This window comes from Mucilaginibacter sp., from assembly GCF_965277465.1.
Taxonomy (GTDB): Bacteria; Bacteroidota; Bacteroidia; order Sphingobacteriales; family Sphingobacteriaceae; genus Mucilaginibacter.
Genome location: NZ_CBDICW010000001.1, coordinates 1,133,840 through 1,150,531 on the forward strand (window position 1 = coordinate 1,133,840; position 16,692 = coordinate 1,150,531).

Annotated in this window: 15 protein-coding genes; 1 reads left to right on the forward strand and 14 read right to left on the reverse strand. The window is 40.9% G+C overall.

Annotation, left to right across the window (positions count from 1 at the left end):
- Window positions 1–142 precede the first annotated feature (142 nt).
- From tatC to pdxA, 13 genes are all read right to left on the reverse strand, one after another.
- On the reverse strand, window positions 143–1,048 hold the full coding sequence (gene tatC, locus ACQY4U_RS05220) for a twin-arginine translocase subunit TatC (RefSeq protein ID WP_428328335.1): 906 nt from the start codon (window positions 1,046–1,048) through the stop codon (window positions 143–145).
- A gap of 42 nt (window positions 1,049–1,090) precedes the next feature.
- A complete protein-coding gene (gene accC, locus ACQY4U_RS05225) occupies window positions 1,091–2,431 on the reverse strand; it encodes an acetyl-CoA carboxylase biotin carboxylase subunit (protein ID WP_428328336.1) in 1,341 nt (446 codons plus the stop codon).
- 84 nt (window positions 2,432–2,515) lie between these two features.
- Window positions 2,516–2,980, reverse strand: a complete 465-nt coding sequence (accB, locus tag ACQY4U_RS05230) for an acetyl-CoA carboxylase biotin carboxyl carrier protein (RefSeq protein ID WP_428328337.1) — start codon at window positions 2,978–2,980, stop codon at window positions 2,516–2,518.
- A gap of 230 nt (window positions 2,981–3,210) precedes the next feature.
- The gene (locus tag ACQY4U_RS05235; RefSeq protein WP_428328338.1) at window positions 3,211–4,200 is read right to left on the reverse strand and encodes a beta-ketoacyl-ACP synthase III; all 990 of its coding nucleotides are present in this window, start codon (window positions 4,198–4,200) and stop codon (window positions 3,211–3,213) included.
- Between the two features lie 76 nt (window positions 4,201–4,276).
- On the reverse strand, window positions 4,277–5,266 hold the full coding sequence (locus ACQY4U_RS05240) for a beta-ketoacyl-ACP synthase III (protein ID WP_428328339.1): 990 nt from the start codon (window positions 5,264–5,266) through the stop codon (window positions 4,277–4,279).
- Window positions 5,267–5,277: 11 nt separating this feature from the next.
- A complete protein-coding gene (gene plsX, locus ACQY4U_RS05245) occupies window positions 5,278–6,216 on the reverse strand; it encodes a phosphate acyltransferase PlsX (protein ID WP_428328340.1) in 939 nt (312 codons plus the stop codon).
- Between the two features lie 15 nt (window positions 6,217–6,231).
- The gene (gene rpmF, locus ACQY4U_RS05250) at window positions 6,232–6,423 is read right to left on the reverse strand and encodes a 50S ribosomal protein L32 (RefSeq protein WP_302866084.1); all 192 of its coding nucleotides are present in this window, start codon (window positions 6,421–6,423) and stop codon (window positions 6,232–6,234) included.
- A gap of 19 nt (window positions 6,424–6,442) precedes the next feature.
- The gene (locus ACQY4U_RS05255; protein WP_428328341.1) at window positions 6,443–6,964 is read right to left on the reverse strand and encodes a YceD family protein; all 522 of its coding nucleotides are present in this window, start codon (window positions 6,962–6,964) and stop codon (window positions 6,443–6,445) included.
- A gap of 155 nt (window positions 6,965–7,119) precedes the next feature.
- The gene (locus ACQY4U_RS05260; protein WP_428328342.1) at window positions 7,120–8,745 is read right to left on the reverse strand and encodes a RagB/SusD family nutrient uptake outer membrane protein; all 1,626 of its coding nucleotides are present in this window, start codon (window positions 8,743–8,745) and stop codon (window positions 7,120–7,122) included.
- Window positions 8,746–8,771: 26 nt separating this feature from the next.
- Complete coding sequence (locus ACQY4U_RS05265; protein ID WP_428328343.1) at window positions 8,772–12,068, reverse strand: SusC/RagA family TonB-linked outer membrane protein; 3,297 nt, start codon at window positions 12,066–12,068, stop codon at window positions 8,772–8,774.
- A gap of 20 nt (window positions 12,069–12,088) precedes the next feature.
- Entirely contained in the window at window positions 12,089–13,093 is a 1,005-nt protein-coding gene (locus ACQY4U_RS05270; RefSeq protein ID WP_428328344.1) for a FecR family protein, read from the reverse strand.
- 67 nt (window positions 13,094–13,160) lie between these two features.
- Complete coding sequence (locus ACQY4U_RS05275; RefSeq protein ID WP_428328345.1) at window positions 13,161–13,745, reverse strand: RNA polymerase sigma factor; 585 nt, start codon at window positions 13,743–13,745, stop codon at window positions 13,161–13,163.
- Between the two features lie 242 nt (window positions 13,746–13,987).
- Window positions 13,988–15,049, reverse strand: a complete 1,062-nt coding sequence (gene pdxA, locus ACQY4U_RS05280; RefSeq protein WP_428328346.1) for a 4-hydroxythreonine-4-phosphate dehydrogenase PdxA — start codon at window positions 15,047–15,049, stop codon at window positions 13,988–13,990.
- Window positions 15,050–15,244: 195 nt separating this feature from the next.
- Here pdxA and rsmA point away from each other — a divergent pair, with 195 nt between their 5' ends.
- Window positions 15,245–16,024, forward strand: a complete 780-nt coding sequence (gene rsmA, locus ACQY4U_RS05285; protein ID WP_428328347.1) for a 16S rRNA (adenine(1518)-N(6)/adenine(1519)-N(6))-dimethyltransferase RsmA — start codon at window positions 15,245–15,247, stop codon at window positions 16,022–16,024.
- Window positions 16,025–16,067: 43 nt separating this feature from the next.
- On the opposite strand, the gene ACQY4U_RS05290 is transcribed toward rsmA, so the two are convergent.
- Window positions 16,068–16,634 carry a hypothetical protein gene (locus ACQY4U_RS05290; RefSeq protein ID WP_428328348.1) on the reverse strand — a complete coding sequence of 189 codons (567 nt, stop codon included), beginning with the start codon at window positions 16,632–16,634 and terminating at the stop codon, window positions 16,068–16,070.
- Between the last annotated feature and the right edge of the window lie 58 nt (window positions 16,635–16,692).

A 16,692-nucleotide genomic window follows, 5' to 3' on the forward strand; every position in this document is an offset into this window, starting at 1 on the left:
GTAAGGGGCTAAAGGTAAAATTTTTGTTAGAAATAAAGTGTTGGCCGGTGCTGATTATTATGCCCGGGCAATGTAACCCCAACAAAAAAAAGTCTTCCCGGTTTGGGAAGACTTTTTTTTGTTATTTAAGTTTCTGAAGAGATTATGACTCCATCAGGTCTTTGTTTCTTTTTATTTTGCGTCTTTCAACTACTGCCGATACCAGGATACCTACTTCATAAAGTATTAAAAGCGGGATACTAACTATCGTCATGGTTAGCATATCGGGGGTAGGGGTAATTACCGCAGCAACTATTAATATAACCACAATAGCATAACGGCGCGTTGAACGCATAAACTTTGGCGTAAGGATACCTAAGCTTGATAATATGAAAACCAGGATAGGTAATTCAAATACCACACCGGTTGCCAGCGTAAGCGTACTTACTGATGAAAGGTATGAATCAATACTGAACAGGTTTTCGATACTGGCGCTTACCTGGTAATTGGCAAGGAAAGCGATTGACTCGGGTGCTATTACATAATACCCAAACATTACACCAACTATAAACAGGAACGTAGCATAAACTACAAAACCTGATGCTGCCTTACGTTCTTTTTCGTGCAGGGCGGGTTTTATAAAGCGCCATAGCTCCCATAACAAGTAAGGGAAGCCCAGCATAATACCTATAATTATGGATGAGTTTATTTGCAGTGTAAACTGCCCGGCCATTTCGGTATTGATCAGTTTGCCCGGGATTTTGGTTATGCAAAAACCATCCATGTGCAATGCGGCACCCAGGTGGCACATTTGGCGGTATGTCCAGAAATTGACATTCATGGGGCCCATGATAATGTCGTTCCAGATAATATCGTAAAAATAAAAAGCAACACCTGTAAAAACAACGATGGCTAAACAAGCGCGGATAAGGTGCCACCTTAAAGCCTCAATGTGCTCAAAGAATGACATTTCAGACTCGATGTTTTTTCCTTTATCCTTGATCGCGTTGACCAGTTTACTGCCTAAGTTAGCCATTGTTGATTGTAAATCGCCGGGTGCAAAATGCACCGGAGTTGGTATATACGTTTAAAGTTTAAAACGCGGTTTCAATTATTCGGAATATTCAAAGGTTTCCATAAACTTGGTAGTAAAATTACCCGCACGGAAGTTAGGATCCTGCAATAATTTCAGGTGGAAAGGTATGGTTGTTTTAACACCCTCAATTACAAACTCGCTCAACGCACGTTCCATAGTACTTAAAGCCTCATCGCGGGTTTGCGCCATGCAGATAACTTTAGCAATCATTGAATCGTAGTTTGGCGGAATCACATAGCCTGTGTAAACATGTGTATCAATACGTACACCATGACCACCCGGCGAATGGAAATTAGTGATTTTACCCGGTGACGGGCGGAAGTTGTTAAAAGGATCTTCGGCATTGATACGGCACTCAATTGCGTGCAATATCGGCTCGTAGTTTTTGCCCGAAATTGGGATGCCCGCGGCAACTTTTATCTGCTCTTTTATCAGGTCGAAATTAATTACTTCTTCAGTAACCGGGTGCTCTACCTGGATACGGGTATTCATTTCCATAAAGTAAAAGTTGCGGTTCTTGTCAACCAAAAACTCTACTGTTCCGGCACCTTCATATTTAACGGCTTTGGCACCTTTTATAGCTGCTTCGCCCATTTTTTTACGCAGTTTATCTGTCATAAAAGGAGAGGGTGATTCTTCAACTAATTTTTGGTGACGGCGCTGGATAGAACAGTCGCGCTCAGATAAATGGCATACTTTACCATATTGATCACCAACCACCTGTATTTCAATGTGGCGTGGGTCTTCAACATATTTTTCAAGGTACATGCCATCGTTACCAAAGGCAGCGCCTGATTCTGCACGGGCCGAATCCCAGGCGGCTTCAAACTCTTCATCTTTCCAAACAACACGCATACCACGGCCGCCACCGCCTGCGGTTGCTTTTAATATAACCGGGTAACCTATTTTTTTAGCGATCTCGATACCTTCCTTTACGCTCTGTAATAAACCTTCAGAACCGGGGATGGTGGGCACACCAGCTTTTTTCATGGTTTCTTTAGCCGAAGCCTTATCACCCATTGAATTGATCTGCTGTGCGGTGGCACCAATAAATTTTATACCATACTCGGCACAGATTGCAGAGAACTTTGCATTCTCAGACAAAAATCCGTAACCTGGATGGATAGCATCAGCATTAGTTAGTTCGGCAGCTGATATGATATTTGGAATATTTAAATAAGAATCGCGACTTGGCGGCGGACCTATACAAACAGCTTCATCAGCAAAACGTACATGAAGGCTATCACGGTCGGCAGTTGAATATACAGCTACGGTTTTAATACCCATTTCCTTACAGGTGCGAATAATTCGCAGGGCAATTTCACCACGGTTAGCTATTAATATTTTTTTAAACATGTTTTAAATTAGTTATTAACTGGTTGGGTTAAGCAAATTTACGGCATTTAAATACCGTAAATCACAGGCCTATCAGCCAAATAATTACATAGGTTCAACTAAAAACAAAGGCTGGTCGTACTCAACCGGCGAAGCATTATCAACCAGTATTTTTACAATACGGCCTGATATTTCGGCTTCAATTTCATTGAATAATTTCATAGCTTCAATAATACAAAGCACTGATCCTGTTTTTATTTCATCGCCCACGTTTACAAAAAGTGGTTTTTCAGGGCTTGCTGAACGGTAAAAAGTTCCGATCATAGGCGACTTGATGGTCACATATTTTGAAGTGTCATCAACAGGCTGTGCAGCGGGTGCACTTGCTGGTGCAATAGCTAAAGGTGCAGCGGCAACAGGGTGTTGTGCATCTGGTATAGTTGCATTAACTACAGTTGTTACCTGGTTGGTTTTGATAGTGATCTTGAAATTTTCCTGCTCTATAGCAACTTCGTTCACTCCTGATTTAGAAACAAAGCGTATAAGATCCTGAATTTGTTTAATATCCATGCTCGGGCGTTAATTGGTTTTGGATAAGTTTATATCTAAGTTATATGATAATTTGCAGCGGTGCAAATATACACCAATGCAATTGTTTTAATTAGTATTCAGTAAATTAACAAAACATATTTGATAATGTTCCTTCCTGCTGTGCAATTTTGGATGCTTAAACCAAACGATTTGTACCGTTTGTGTTTATATCAACTGCACATTTAAACACTGCAAGTTAACTATGCAGATTAATAAGCCCATTTTAAATAAATGGAACCCCAGGTAAATCCTCCGCCAAAGGCCGCTAATATTAAATTATCGCCTTTTTTGAATTTGCTTTCCCACTCCCACAAACATAAGGGAATTGTTCCATTTGTTGTATTACCGTAGCGCTCAATGTTTATAATTACTTTATCCGCACTAACTCCTGTACGGTTAGCGGTTGCATCAATTATGCGTTTGTTGGCCTGGTGCGGTACCAGCCATGCAACATCTTCAGATTGTAAATCATTGCGCTCCATAACTTCGGCAGCAACATCAGCCATTTTGGTAACCGCAAATTTAAAAACTGCCTGGCCTTCCTGGTAGGCAAAGTGCTCACGGGCGTCAACAGTTTCGTGAGTGGCAGGTTTTATTGAGCCACCTGCTTTTTGATGCAGATAAACTACGCCCGAACCATCACTTTTTAATATAGAATCAATAACACCGTTACCTTCGTCATTAGGTTCTAACAAAACAGCACCGCAGCCGTCACCAAATATGATGCAGGTGGCGCGATCCTGGTAGTTGGTTATTGACGACATTTTATCGCCGCCTACTACTAATACTTTTTTATGTTTTCCGCTTTCGATGAACTGCGATCCGGTTGCAAGGCCAAATAAAAACCCTGAGCATGCAGCCTGCAGATCATAACCCCATGCATTGGTGGCCCCGATTTTATGTGCCAATATATTTGCAGTAGCCGGAAATACACGATCGGGGGTAGTGGTGCAAAAAATGATCAGGTCTATCTCGTCAGCACTAATGCCGCGTTTTTTTAACAAGCCCTCAACAGCCGGAACTGCAAGGTCTGATGTGCCAAGGCCTTCGCCTTTTAATATTCTGCGCTCTTTAATGCCTGTACGGGTGGTTATCCACTCGTCATTAGTATCTACCATCGTTTCCAGCTCCTGGTTAGTTAGTATATACTCGGGTACGTAACCATTTACAGCTGTAATAGCAGCATGAATTTTGCTCATTTTAATATATTTTACTAAGAAGCAGGTTTATTTTAATTGCAAAAAAACTCTTAACTATTTTTTGTTGAAGTGCAGATCAATAGGCCCATTTTAAATAAATGGCACCCCATGTAAATCCTCCGCCAAAGGCAGCTAATATTAAATTATCGCCTTTTTTAAATTTGCTTTCCCACTCCCACAAACATAAGGGTAATGTTCCGTTTGTAGTGTTACCGTAACGTTCAATATTTATAATCACCTTATCGGCACTAACGCCGGTGCGGTTTGCAGTAGCATCAATAATGCGTTTGTTGGCCTGGTGTGGTACCAGCCATGCAATATCATCGGCTTTCAGGTTATTGCGCTCCATAACTTCAGCGGCAACATCGGCCATATTGGTTACAGCAAATTTGAATACTGCCTGTCCTTCCTGGTAAAGGAAATGCTCGCTATCGTCAATAGTTTCGTGTGTTGTTGGTTTAACCGAGCCACCTGCGGGCTGGTTAAGATAAGGTAAGCCCGATCCGTCACTTTTTAAAACAGAATCAATAATTCCGTAACCTTCGGTATTGGGTTCTAATAAAGCAGCCCCGCAGCCATCACCAAAAATTATGCAGGTTGCACGATCTTTATAATTGATCATTGACGACATTTTATCGCCGCCAACTACCAATACTTTTTTATGCTTTCCGCTTTCGATGAATTGTGCACCGGTTGCCAGGCCAAATAAAAAGCCCGAACAGGTAGCCTGCAAATCATAGCCCCATGAATTAACAGCGCCAATTTTACTTGCCAGGATGTTTGCAGTAGCCGGGAATACACGATCAGGAGTGGTGGTACAAAAAATGATCAGGTCGATCTCGTCAGCATTAATGCCGCGTTTTTTGAGCAGGCCTTCAACAGCCGGAACTGCCATATCTGATGTGCCTAACCCCTCGCCCTTTAATATCCTTCTCTCTTTGATACCGGTACGGGTGGTTATCCACTCGTCATTAGTATCTACCATTGTTTCCAGCTCATGGTTGGTTAATACATACTCGGGTACGTAACCGTTCACAGCCGTAATAGCAGCATGAATTTTGCTCATTCTAATATTTTTTACTGGAAAGCCAGTTTTATTTTATCTACAAGGGCGCTTTCAACCATGTTTTTTGATAAAAGCACCATGTTTTTAATAGCCTCGGGGCTTGATATGCCATGCCCAACAACAACCGGTGCATTAACACCTAATATAGGGCTGCCACCGTATTGCTCATAATTAAACCTGTCAAAAAACTCATTCTTTAATCCCTTTTTAAGGGTGATCACGTAGAATGATTCGGCAAGTTTTAAAATAATATTACCGGTATAGCCATCGCAAACTATTACGTCTGCCATATCATTAAAAAGATCGCGCCCTTCAACGTTACCAACAAAATTAAAAAGCTTGGTTTCTTTCATCAGGGGGTAGGTAGCCTGGCAAAGTAAATTGCCTTTTTCCTCCTCCTCGCCAATGTTCATCAATGCAACCCGCGGATTTTCAACATCATAAACATATTGTGCAAACAGGCTGCCCAATACGCCAAATTGTAATAAAAATTCGGGTTTGCAATCGGCATTGGCACCTACATCAATTAAAATACCCAAGCCGCCTTTTAGCTTAGGTACTATAGTTGTCATTGCAGGGCGTAAAACGCCGGGAATGGCTTTTACGCTAAACATAGCTCCAACCAGCATAGCTCCGCTATTGCCGGCCGAAGAAAATGCCTGAATACTATCCTCTTTTAGCAGTTTAAAACCAACAGCAATGCTTGAGTCGGTTTTTTGAACTATTGCTTTTGTAGGATGTTCGCCCATGCCAATCACCTCCGTTGTGTGAACAAACTCGAAGTGATCAGGGCTAAAGTTATTTTCCTGAAGGATTTTTACAGCTTGCTCTTTGTCGCCAATTAAAACCAGTTTCTGGTCGGCAGACAGATGCTCATAAGCCGCAATTGCCCCTAAGACTGTTGCTTTGGGGGCGTAATCACCGCCCATAATATCTAAGCCAATCTTCATTTCAGAAAATTAAACTTATGCTACAGCTGCTTTCTCAATCAGTAATTTACCGTTGTAGTAAACATTACCATCAACAGTATAAGCTCTGTGCGGTAAGTGTACAGCGCCGGTAGTTTTGCAGGTAGTTAAGGTAGGGGCTACAGCTTTGTCGTGTGTTCTGCGCTTATCTCTCCTTGATTTGGATATTTTACGTTTTGGATGTGGCATAAAACCTGTTATTAATTAATCATTTAAATTTTTTGAGCGCATCCCACCGTGGGTCTGTTAGCTCATTCTGTCCATCATTTGCTGATAGCTTGTTAAGGCTTTCCAGCATTTCTTTATCACAATAAGGGGTGTTACCCTCATCATCGCATACCGTTATAAATGGCAATGCAACGTTTATATATTCATAAATCAAACCTGAAATATCGATCTCGTGATCGTTTTTATTCAGTGTGATGATCTCTTCATCCTCGTCAATCGCCTCTTCACTAAACTTGGCTACCTGCTGTTCGTTTATATCCACTTGCTGTGGGTATTGCGCCAAACAACGGTCGCAGTTAGTGTTTATAGTGCCATTGATGTGGAAATTCAGGATGATCATAGTTTCCTGTCTTTCCAGCTCTACATCACATTTTAAGTTTGCTTTTTTAACTAATGAGTATTCAAACTCGTTAAAAAATGCATCATCAATAGTGAACTCAAACTGGTGTTTCCCCAGTTTCAGGCCGGTAAAAGGAATCGAAAATATTTTTAGCGATTTCAATGAGCGACAATTAGCCCGCAAATGTAAGGATAAATATCATATTAGAAAAGTGTTTTTTCAAAAGAATAAATTACCCTTATTTACATAAAACCACGAGGCCTAAAAACAACAAAAGGCCCTGGAAAGGGCCTTTTGTTGTTGTGATTTTTATGGTATTAGTTTTTGGTAGCCAAATCCCACCATAACCTGGTGCCGCCGTTATCAGGGCCGCCAAGCAGTGAGATAGCCTTGGTTACCTCTGCAAGATTGTTCTTATACTCATTTTGTGAGAAAGGTAACCTGCGGATAAAGCCTGTGGTAGATATAGTGCCCTGGCTTGCATTAATAACTACTGGCATTAAAACCGGGTAGTTTGTTCTACGTTGCTCGGCCCATGCCTCATCGCCATCAGGCCATAAACCCAGCCATTTTTGTGTGATGATACGCTCTAGCTTGTGCTGGTAGGTATCGGCCTCGTTCCACTTAATAGTAATGGTGCTCAGGTAAGGTGAGCCAGCAGGTACGTTGTTTGATGCCCTTACAATATCATTAAAAGGTGCTTCGGTACTGGTTGCATCATTTAAATAGTTACCTATTGCTGCGCCGGCCTGCTCAAACGAAAGGTTTACACCCTGCTCATAAAAGCTTTGGGCTGTACCACCCATGTTCCAGCCGCGTAAAGCGCCTTCGGCACGTAAAAAGGAGATCTCATCTGCAGCCATAAACCTGATTGCCGAGGTTTTGGTAAGATTAAGCTTGCTGGCTGGCGCATACTCGTCTGAGTTATCTAACTGTACCCCATTGCGAATACCGTGGTATACACTTGTTCCTTTTATTGCAAGGGTATCAGGGTTAGCAACAAAATAGGCACTTAAACGGCTGTCTTTATAGCCTTTTAAATAGCTTTCCATTGGTGCACCCAGGTTAATATCAAGATACTCATAACATACCGACCATAATGGATTGGTAAAAGTAACGCCATTAGCTGCCTGTACATAAGCATTATCGGCATTGGTAGCAATTAATCCGCCGGCATCGTTTACTGCTGCTTCCGCTTCGGTTTTTGCAAGCGCCGGATCAACCATTGAGATACGGATAGCTAAACGAAGTTTTAAAGAGTTGGCAAATTTTATCCATTGCTTGTAATCGCCGCCATAAACCAGGTCATAAGGTGCAAAAGGTTTATCACCCGGATGTGCCTGAACGTAAGCTTTCAGGGTTTTAATAGCAAAGTCAAGCTCGGTAAAAAATGTGGTATAAATAGTTTGCTGGCTATCATACGGTGTAAAGAAACCGCCTTTACCAAACTGGGTGTATGGCATTGGTCCATAAACATCGGTTACGCGGTGCATGCCTTCAACTTTAAGTATGTTGGCAACAGCAAGATAATCAGGTGCTGATACAGCAGCTCTTTTGCTGATCTGTAACCAGTTTGACATGATGGTACCAAAACCAATATCAAATGGGGCGGTGTTCCAGCCTGTATTAAGGTTGTAGTTATGATTTTCAGCACTACCAAATCCGGCATCGCCAGACATCATATAGCCCGAAAATATATCAGCATTCAGGTTTTCCTGAACCTGGAAGTTATAATTCACGCTGTTGTAAATACCCAGTTGCATTGGCAGCATAAATGTGCCAAGCCCTTCGCCGTCAATTTTTAATAATGAATCGGTTGCGTTGTATTTATTGGTGTTATATTTTTCAAAATCTTTGGTACACGAAGATTGAAAAAAGGTAAAGCCTAAACCTGCAATGGCCAGTGCAATACCGAATTTTGTATTTAAATATTTTGTTTTCATTTTACTATCGTTTATGAATTTAATAATTAAAACTGGGCACTGATTTTAAATCCTACGCTTCTGATGGTTGGCAGGTTAAATAAATCAAGGCCTTGCAAACCATTACCTGTTGATAAGGCAGCATCCGGATCAAACGGCGCGTTGTTTTTGATGAAGAATAAGTTACGGGCCAAAACAGAGATGCCTATGTTTTTAACTTTATTATTAAAGTATGAACCCGGCATAGTATAGCCTATTGCTAATTCGCGCAGGCGGATGTTTGTAGCGCTGTATACATACTCAGATGCTACACCGTTTCTGCTGCTTATAATATCGTAATAAGCTTTTGAATCAACTTTTTTACCGTTCACATCAACACCACCGTTATCACGTGCCTTGCCTGTTGCAGCAGAAGTACCAAACTGGTCAAGAACCGCATTGGTCATTGATACCACCTGGCCACCAAAATGCCCGTCGATCAGGAAGCTTAAAGTAAAGTTTTTATAACCGAACTGATTTTGGAAACCAGCAAGGAAGGTTGGGTTATAGTTACCTATCTTGCTGTAATCTGATGATTTTATTGGCAAGCCGTTTGAATCAGTGATGTACTGGCCGTTAGCATCTTTCTCTAACGTATGTGAGTACATATCGCCAAATGAACCACCCTTTTGTACCCTTAGGTCAAAAAAGTCGGTTGATAGGGTTACATAAGGCACACTTACAGGGCCATGTGTATATGGGTCAGTATATTCAAGTACGTCTAATATCTTGTTTCTGTTTAAGGAAAAGTTTACGTTTGATCTCCAGGTAAAGTCGCCAAGTTTGGTGTTATAACCAACAGTTGCTTCTAAACCTTCATTTCTTACTTTACCACCATTAAAATAGTAGCTGCTGTAACCGGTAGACTGGCTTACGGCAACAGTATAGATCTGGTTAGTGGTAAATGATTGGTAAGCATTAACAGTTAAGCTCAGCTTATCATTCAAAAATCTCCAGTCGGTACCTATTTCGTACGAGCGGGTATTCTCTGGTTTAAGCGATGCAAAAGGAGCTGCCCCGATAGCATTGGTAGTACCGTTGCTGATAGCGTAGGTAGGATTAGTAGCATACGGAATAGCACTTGCTCCGCTACCAACATTGGTTAAGTTAGCCCTTAACTTTGCAAATGATACAAAATCAGGCATTTTAAATATCTGGCTTAAAACAGCATTTAAACCAATTGAAGGGTAGAAGAAATTATCCTTTGGGGTAAACGCAAGGCTTGAGTCCCAATCATTTCTTCCGGTAACATCCAAAAATAATTCATCCTTGTAACCAATGGTAGCTGTACCAAATAATGATTGGATCTGGCTGCGATCTGAATATTGGGTAGGGAACACACGGGTATAATCAATATTTGAAATTGAAAATACGTTGGCAAAATTCAACAAGTTACCGGATGTGTTTGAGCCCGAGCTTAAATTGTTTTGTAAGCTGGCACCCAAATTGGCGTTAATCGTAAAAACGCTAACTTTTTTGTTAAAGTTGGCAATAAAGTCGGCATAGGTTTGGGTTACACCACTTGGGTTATATTGATAGCCACCCTTTGAGCCAACCAAGGTGTTAATAGTTGAAGCATAGTTTTCAGCTTCAAAAACATCGTTTGAGCGGTCAACCTTAATACGGCCCTGTATGTTAAACCAATCGGTAAACACATATTTAGCCGATACTGTACCCAATAGGCGGCTTAACCTATCCTGGTTAATATTGCGGTTAACTATCCAGTACGGGTTTTGTGTAGCAATATCAGCAACAGCATATGGCCAGTTCTGAACCTTTAAGTTCCTGTTCGGGTCATACACTTCGTAGTTGTTTTTATATTGATTAAAATCAACTCCACGAGGGAAAATGTATAACGGAACAAGCGGGTTATAATAAAATCCCTGGTTAGGTCTGTCATCAACATTTTGTGTGATATAATTTGCAGATACATCCAGGGTTAACTTGTCGTTTAAAAACTGGCTGCTGTTACGTACAGTAAAATTGTATTTATCCAGCTTATTGTTTGGAATTATACCTGTAGCGTTAGTGCTCTCGAACGAAAAATAGGTTTGGTTAGTTTTAGTACCAGTTTGTATAGATAACGAATTGGTATAAGTTTTACCTGTGTTGTAAAACGACTTAGGATCAAATGTTGACGGCGAAGCTAATTTTGTATTGCTCCAGCTGTCATTTGCACCATCAGATGACGGGCCATAGCTGTTTTGAAACTTAGGTAGTTCAAAAGGATTTTCGAACGTTGTGTTTGATGAAAAATTGATCACCGTTTTTCCGGCAATACCTTTTTTAGTAGTTATCAAGATAACACCATTTGCTCCCTGGCTACCGTACAGAGCTGCTGATGCCGAACCCGGTAATACAGTAATGCTCTCCACATCTTCTGAGTTCAGGTTTTCAATACCGTCACCTCTGTCCATACCGCCAAATACACCGGCAATCTGTCCTGATTCTAACCTTGGCATTGGTATACCGTCAATTACAAATAAGGCATTGTTATCCCCATTGATGGATTTGTTACCACGTAAAACAACCTTGGTTGATCCGCCTAAGCCCGATGCGCTTTTTGTTATTTGCGCACCTGCAACTTTACCCGATAGAGTGTTTACCAGACTTGGGTCTTTTACTGTATTAACATCACTCCCCTTAAAGGTTTGTACACCATACGAAAGTGTTTTTGACTCCCTTGAGATACCAAGCGCTGTTACTACAACTTCCTGCAATGTTTTTGAGCTGCTGCGCATTACCACATTGATGGTGCTTTCGGTACCTACTGTAACTTCTTTTGTTGCATAGCCTATATAGGTAAACACAAGTACGTCACCGGCATTAGCGTTTAAAGTAAACAAGCCGTTAACATCGGTTTGGGTACCTGTAGCAGTGCCTTTAATTGATACAGATACACCTACCAGTGTTTCGCCGGTGGTATCTTTTACTGTTCCCTGTATTTTTAACTGCCCTAATGAAACAGCATTGGCCGATACGATCAGCGTGTTTTTAAATAGCGAAAAATGCAAGCCGGTTTGGTCTGCCATTGCAGTCAAAACATCCTGAACAGGTTGGTTTTTGCAGTTGATAGAAACTAATTTTTCTTTGTTAAATGCATTACGGTCGTAATGAACGTCAAGACCGGTTTGCTTGCTTAAGCTTGCTAAAACCTCCTCCAATGGTTTTTTCACAACATTCATGGTCAATGTTGTTGCCGGTTCTTTTACCGGGCTTGCAGTTGCCGGCTGGGCTAAGATACCCACTGGTGCCAGGAGTACCGCCAAACAGCAGATCTTTAAAAAGTGTAAAGTGATTTTCATATTAAATGATTAATTGGTTGCTAATTAAGTGTGATGTTGTTTTTATTGATGTTAAAGGTTAATCCCTCGGTAAGGCATACTATTTTTAAAACATCGGCAAGCGGCTCATTTTTAAATGTGCCGGTATAGCTCCAGTTTTTGTGGTTGTTACGGTTGGTTATGGTTACGTTATAGTGGTTTTCAATAGCGTTGATAACCTCGTCCATTGAAGCATCCTGAAAAATTAATACTTTATTGGTCCATGCGGTAATAGGGGTTTCATCCTTAAAATCGGCCTTTACTATAGTACCCGATTGCTTGTTAAGTACAATTTGCTGGTGGGGCAGTAATATTTTTGAAGCTTCGGTAAGCTTTGCGGGGTGCAGGTCATCCACCCTTATTTTTCCGTGAATTAAGGAAATAGATATTTTATGCTCCTTTGAATAGCTGCGGATATTAAATGCGGTACCAAGTGCCGTGGTTGCAAACTTGTTGGTATATACGGTAAAGGGGCTTGTTTTATCTTTGGCTACATTAAAAAGGGCTTCGCCTTCGTCCAGGTAAATAGGGCGTTTATGGTTGATGAACTTAACAGGGAAACGTAATTTGCTGGAAGCGTTGAGCGTTATCATACTCCCATCAGGAAGGTTGATATTATAATTTTTGCCTTTTGGTGTTTTTATATATACCCAGCCGTTGGCAATGTGGCGCTCAATAACAGCTTGTTGCGTTAACGGACCTGCACCTGTTTTTTTAAAATAGAAGTTCCAAACGAGGGCCGATGCAGATAATAGCAATATTAAGGATGCCGCAACAGACAGCCATTGTTTGTTTTTACGCAAAACAACTACAGGCGGGGCAGCTATATGTCCGTCAATCCTGCTTTTAACAAATTGCAGGTTTTCATCAATAAGGTCTTGATCAAAGTTGCCGTTATCGTCATTTTTTATGGTCGATAGCCATTCCTCAATAATTTGTACTTCGGCCTTTGAAGCTTTACCCTGCAGATATTTTTTAAGAAGATTTTTAAGTAGATGTTTATCCAATTTACCTTTGGTTTAAAAAGGTAGTCGGGCAAAGCGCGGGCAGGTACTATCCGTTTTGAAAATAAATTTACGAAAGCAGTAAAATAAAGGAAGTGAAAAGGAAAATAACATCAATGCTCATATAATTAAGCCGCAGGATTCGCAGTGCTTTTGAGATCTGGTTTTTTACAGTTTGGTTGGATAGATTGGTTTTACTGGCAATAGCATTGGTTGATTGATGCTTAAAACGGCTCAGGATAAATATTTCCCGCATCTTCTCGGGCATTTTATTTACGGCGACCTCTATATCCTGTAGTTTTTTACGCTGATCAATCCGGTCGGTGATCAGGGAATGGTCAACAATATAATCGGCTAAGCCCGAAAGATATTTTTGATATTTAACATCGCGGCGGTATATATCAATAATTTTAAAACGCGCCGCCTGGAAAAGATAGGCTTTTAACGAGGTGTCAATATCCAACTCGCCACGTTTTTCCCAAACATTAACAAAAATATCCTGCAAAACATCGTTGCAAATATCCTGGTCTTTTAATTTATGCAGCAAATAAGTATATACAGGTTTGCTGTAACGCTTATAAATTGCATTAAAAGCAGTGGTATCATCCTGCTTTAAATAAATAAGAAGGTCAGTGTCACAATACTCAGCCAACATTGGTAATCAGTGGTATATTGGCGCTAAAGGTAAAGATTTTATAATATGAATTTAACACCTAATGCCACTAAAAGGTAATTTATGTTTTAACCTTAGTGTACCAGTTGAAATTATATTGGGGTATACTGGCTAATAGCGTAATTAAAGCTAAACAGTTTTAGTTGGTATTGACTCTTGTCCCAAATTTGTTTTTGGTCTGTTTATAGCCTTAATGGGTGTAATGATGTGTTAAACGATCCGTATTAATCCCTGTCGCGGCTTAGCTTGGTTATAACCAAAGGATTTTCGTGCAGTTCAACCGTTTCGCGGCGGTGCTTAACAATATGTATGGCTGTAAAAAGGGCTTCGCGGAAAGATACTTCTGACGCTTTATTTTTACCGGCAATATCATAAGCAGTGCCATGATCGGGCGAGGTGCGTACAAAATTCAGTCCTGCTGTAAAGTTAATACCCGATTCAAAGGCAATTTGCTTAAACGGTATCAGGCCCTGATCGTGATACATAGCCAACACGGCATCAAACTGCATATAGGTGCCGTTTGCAAAAAAACCATCGGCCGAGTAAGGGCCAAAGGCCAGAATATTGTTATTGCGGGCTTCTTCAATAGCGGGGATGATCACCGTTTGTTCTTCACTGCCTATCAGACCATTATCGCTGGCATGCGGGTTTAAGCCCAATACCGCAATTTTTGGTTTGCGGATCCAGAAATCATTACGAAGGCTGGCATCCATTAGTTTAAGCTTGGCAACTATTTTTTCGGCAGTAATGCTTTCTGCTACTTTCGAAATAGGAATATGACCGGTAACCACGCCAACCCTCAATGTATCGCTAACCAAAAACATTAATGATTCGGCGGCGCCGTCGCGTTCCTGCAAATATTCGGTATGCCCCGGAAAGTTGAATTGATCGCTTTGAATATTATCTTTATTAATAGGCGCAGTAACTAAGGCATCAATTTCTCCGCTTATCAAATCGTTGGTAGCACGCTCTAACGACATAAAGGCATATTTGCCTACAGCTGCATTGGCTACACCCGGTTCAATTTTTACATCCTCTTCCCAGCAATTGATCATATTGGGTTTTTTATGTTCACGCTTGCTTTCGGCTGCGTTATTGATCACAAAAAAGTTAAGATCCTCAATAGTAGTAGTACGGCGATAAAAAGAAGCCAGCTTGGTATGGCCATAAACAATGGGGGTACAATAATCATAAATTCGGCTGTCGGCCAATGTTTTAATAATTATTTCCAGCCCTATTCCGTTTACGTCGCCTATGCTGATCCCTATTTTTATTTTCTCGCTCATCTTTATATCTATGATTACGCCTTTATAATACAATTATACCGGCGGTATTAGTTTTAACTGGTAATTAGCGGTACAACCGGCATTAAGTTTTTAGCTTTGTGCAGGTACCATAATCATGCAAATAAAAGATTTTAAGCTTATAGTTCATGATTAAAGGACAAATATGTATAATATTGCCCAATATTTTGATTAATAATGACATTGGTAAGAGCAAAAAAGCATCTGGGTCAGCATTTTCTTACTGATAAAAATATCGCTGCCAAAATAGTAGATAGCCTGCGCCCCGGCGAAAAATACAAGCAAGTGCTTGAGGTAGGGCCCGGTATGGGTATTCTTTCTGATTTCTTATTACAAAAAACAGAGTACGAAACATCCCTGATCGATATTGATACCGAATCATACGATTACCTTAAAAAAAGGTACCCCCAGTTAGGCCCCCGGTTAATTAATGCCGATTTTTTAGAGATGGACTTCCCCGCTTATTTTAACGGGCCAATGGCTATCATCGGGAACTTTCCTTATAACATATCGTCACAAATTCTTTTTAAGGTACTTGATAACCGCCAGCAGGTAATTGAAGTGGTGGGTATGTTTCAAAAAGAAGTAGCCGAACGCTGTGCATCTAAAGCGGGCAGCAAAGAATACGGCATACTCAGCGTGTTTTTACAGGCTTATTATAAAGTTGAATATTTATTTACCGTGAAAGCGGGCGTATTCAATCCACCGCCTAAAGTGTTATCGGCAGTGATCAGGTTAACGCGTAACGAAACTGCCGAGCTTGGCTGCGACGAAAAATTATTTTGGCAGGTAGTAAAGGCGGGCTTTAACCAGCGCCGTAAAACCCTGCGCAATGCTTTGTCATCGCTCATCAATAAAGAAAAAATGACCGAAGACCCATTACTGGATTTGCGTGCAGAGCGTTTAACGGTAGCCGATTTTGTAAAGCTTACCATTCAAATAACGGCAAACAGGTAGCAAAAAGCTTTTAAAGGTTCATTGCCCCTGTCTTTAAATTCATTTAAAATACCTGTATCGGTTCAGTTGGTGCAGCCAATTGAAGTTTTTTGACCGAAACGGCCATCCGTTTAATAAACAGATAATTGGCCGTTCCGCCTATTACGGCGCCTACAACCGGCACTAACCTTTCGGCAGTACGGGTGCCTAATATCATTAATAGCTTTTCGGCAATACCTTCAATCATGGTTTTGGTAAGAGTTACGCCGGCTTCCACTTTAAGTGAGGTAGCTATAAGGGTCATAAATTCTTCAAACCCCATCTGGTAGCTGCCCTTGTTATAGTACATTATAGCCATTGTGACCCTGAATTGCTGCGTTATCAGGTTCACAAAATCCATTGGTACGCCTACCACCATGGTGATCAAGCCACCGCTGCCCGATATAATTCCCGACCCCGCCGCAAGGCAGGCACATTGTTCAATAAACCTATCAAGGCCCATTTTATCAACGCCCTTTTTAATTTTGAGCTGGTCAATATGCTCAAATATCTGCTTAAAGCCCTCGTGCGAAAGTTTTTGTGCCTGTACTTTTATATCCGATCTTATCTTTGTAAATTTGATGATCTTCATGGTTTGTTGTAATTAAATTTTTGAGGCAGATGATTTGCCGCTCTACAACCTAATACCA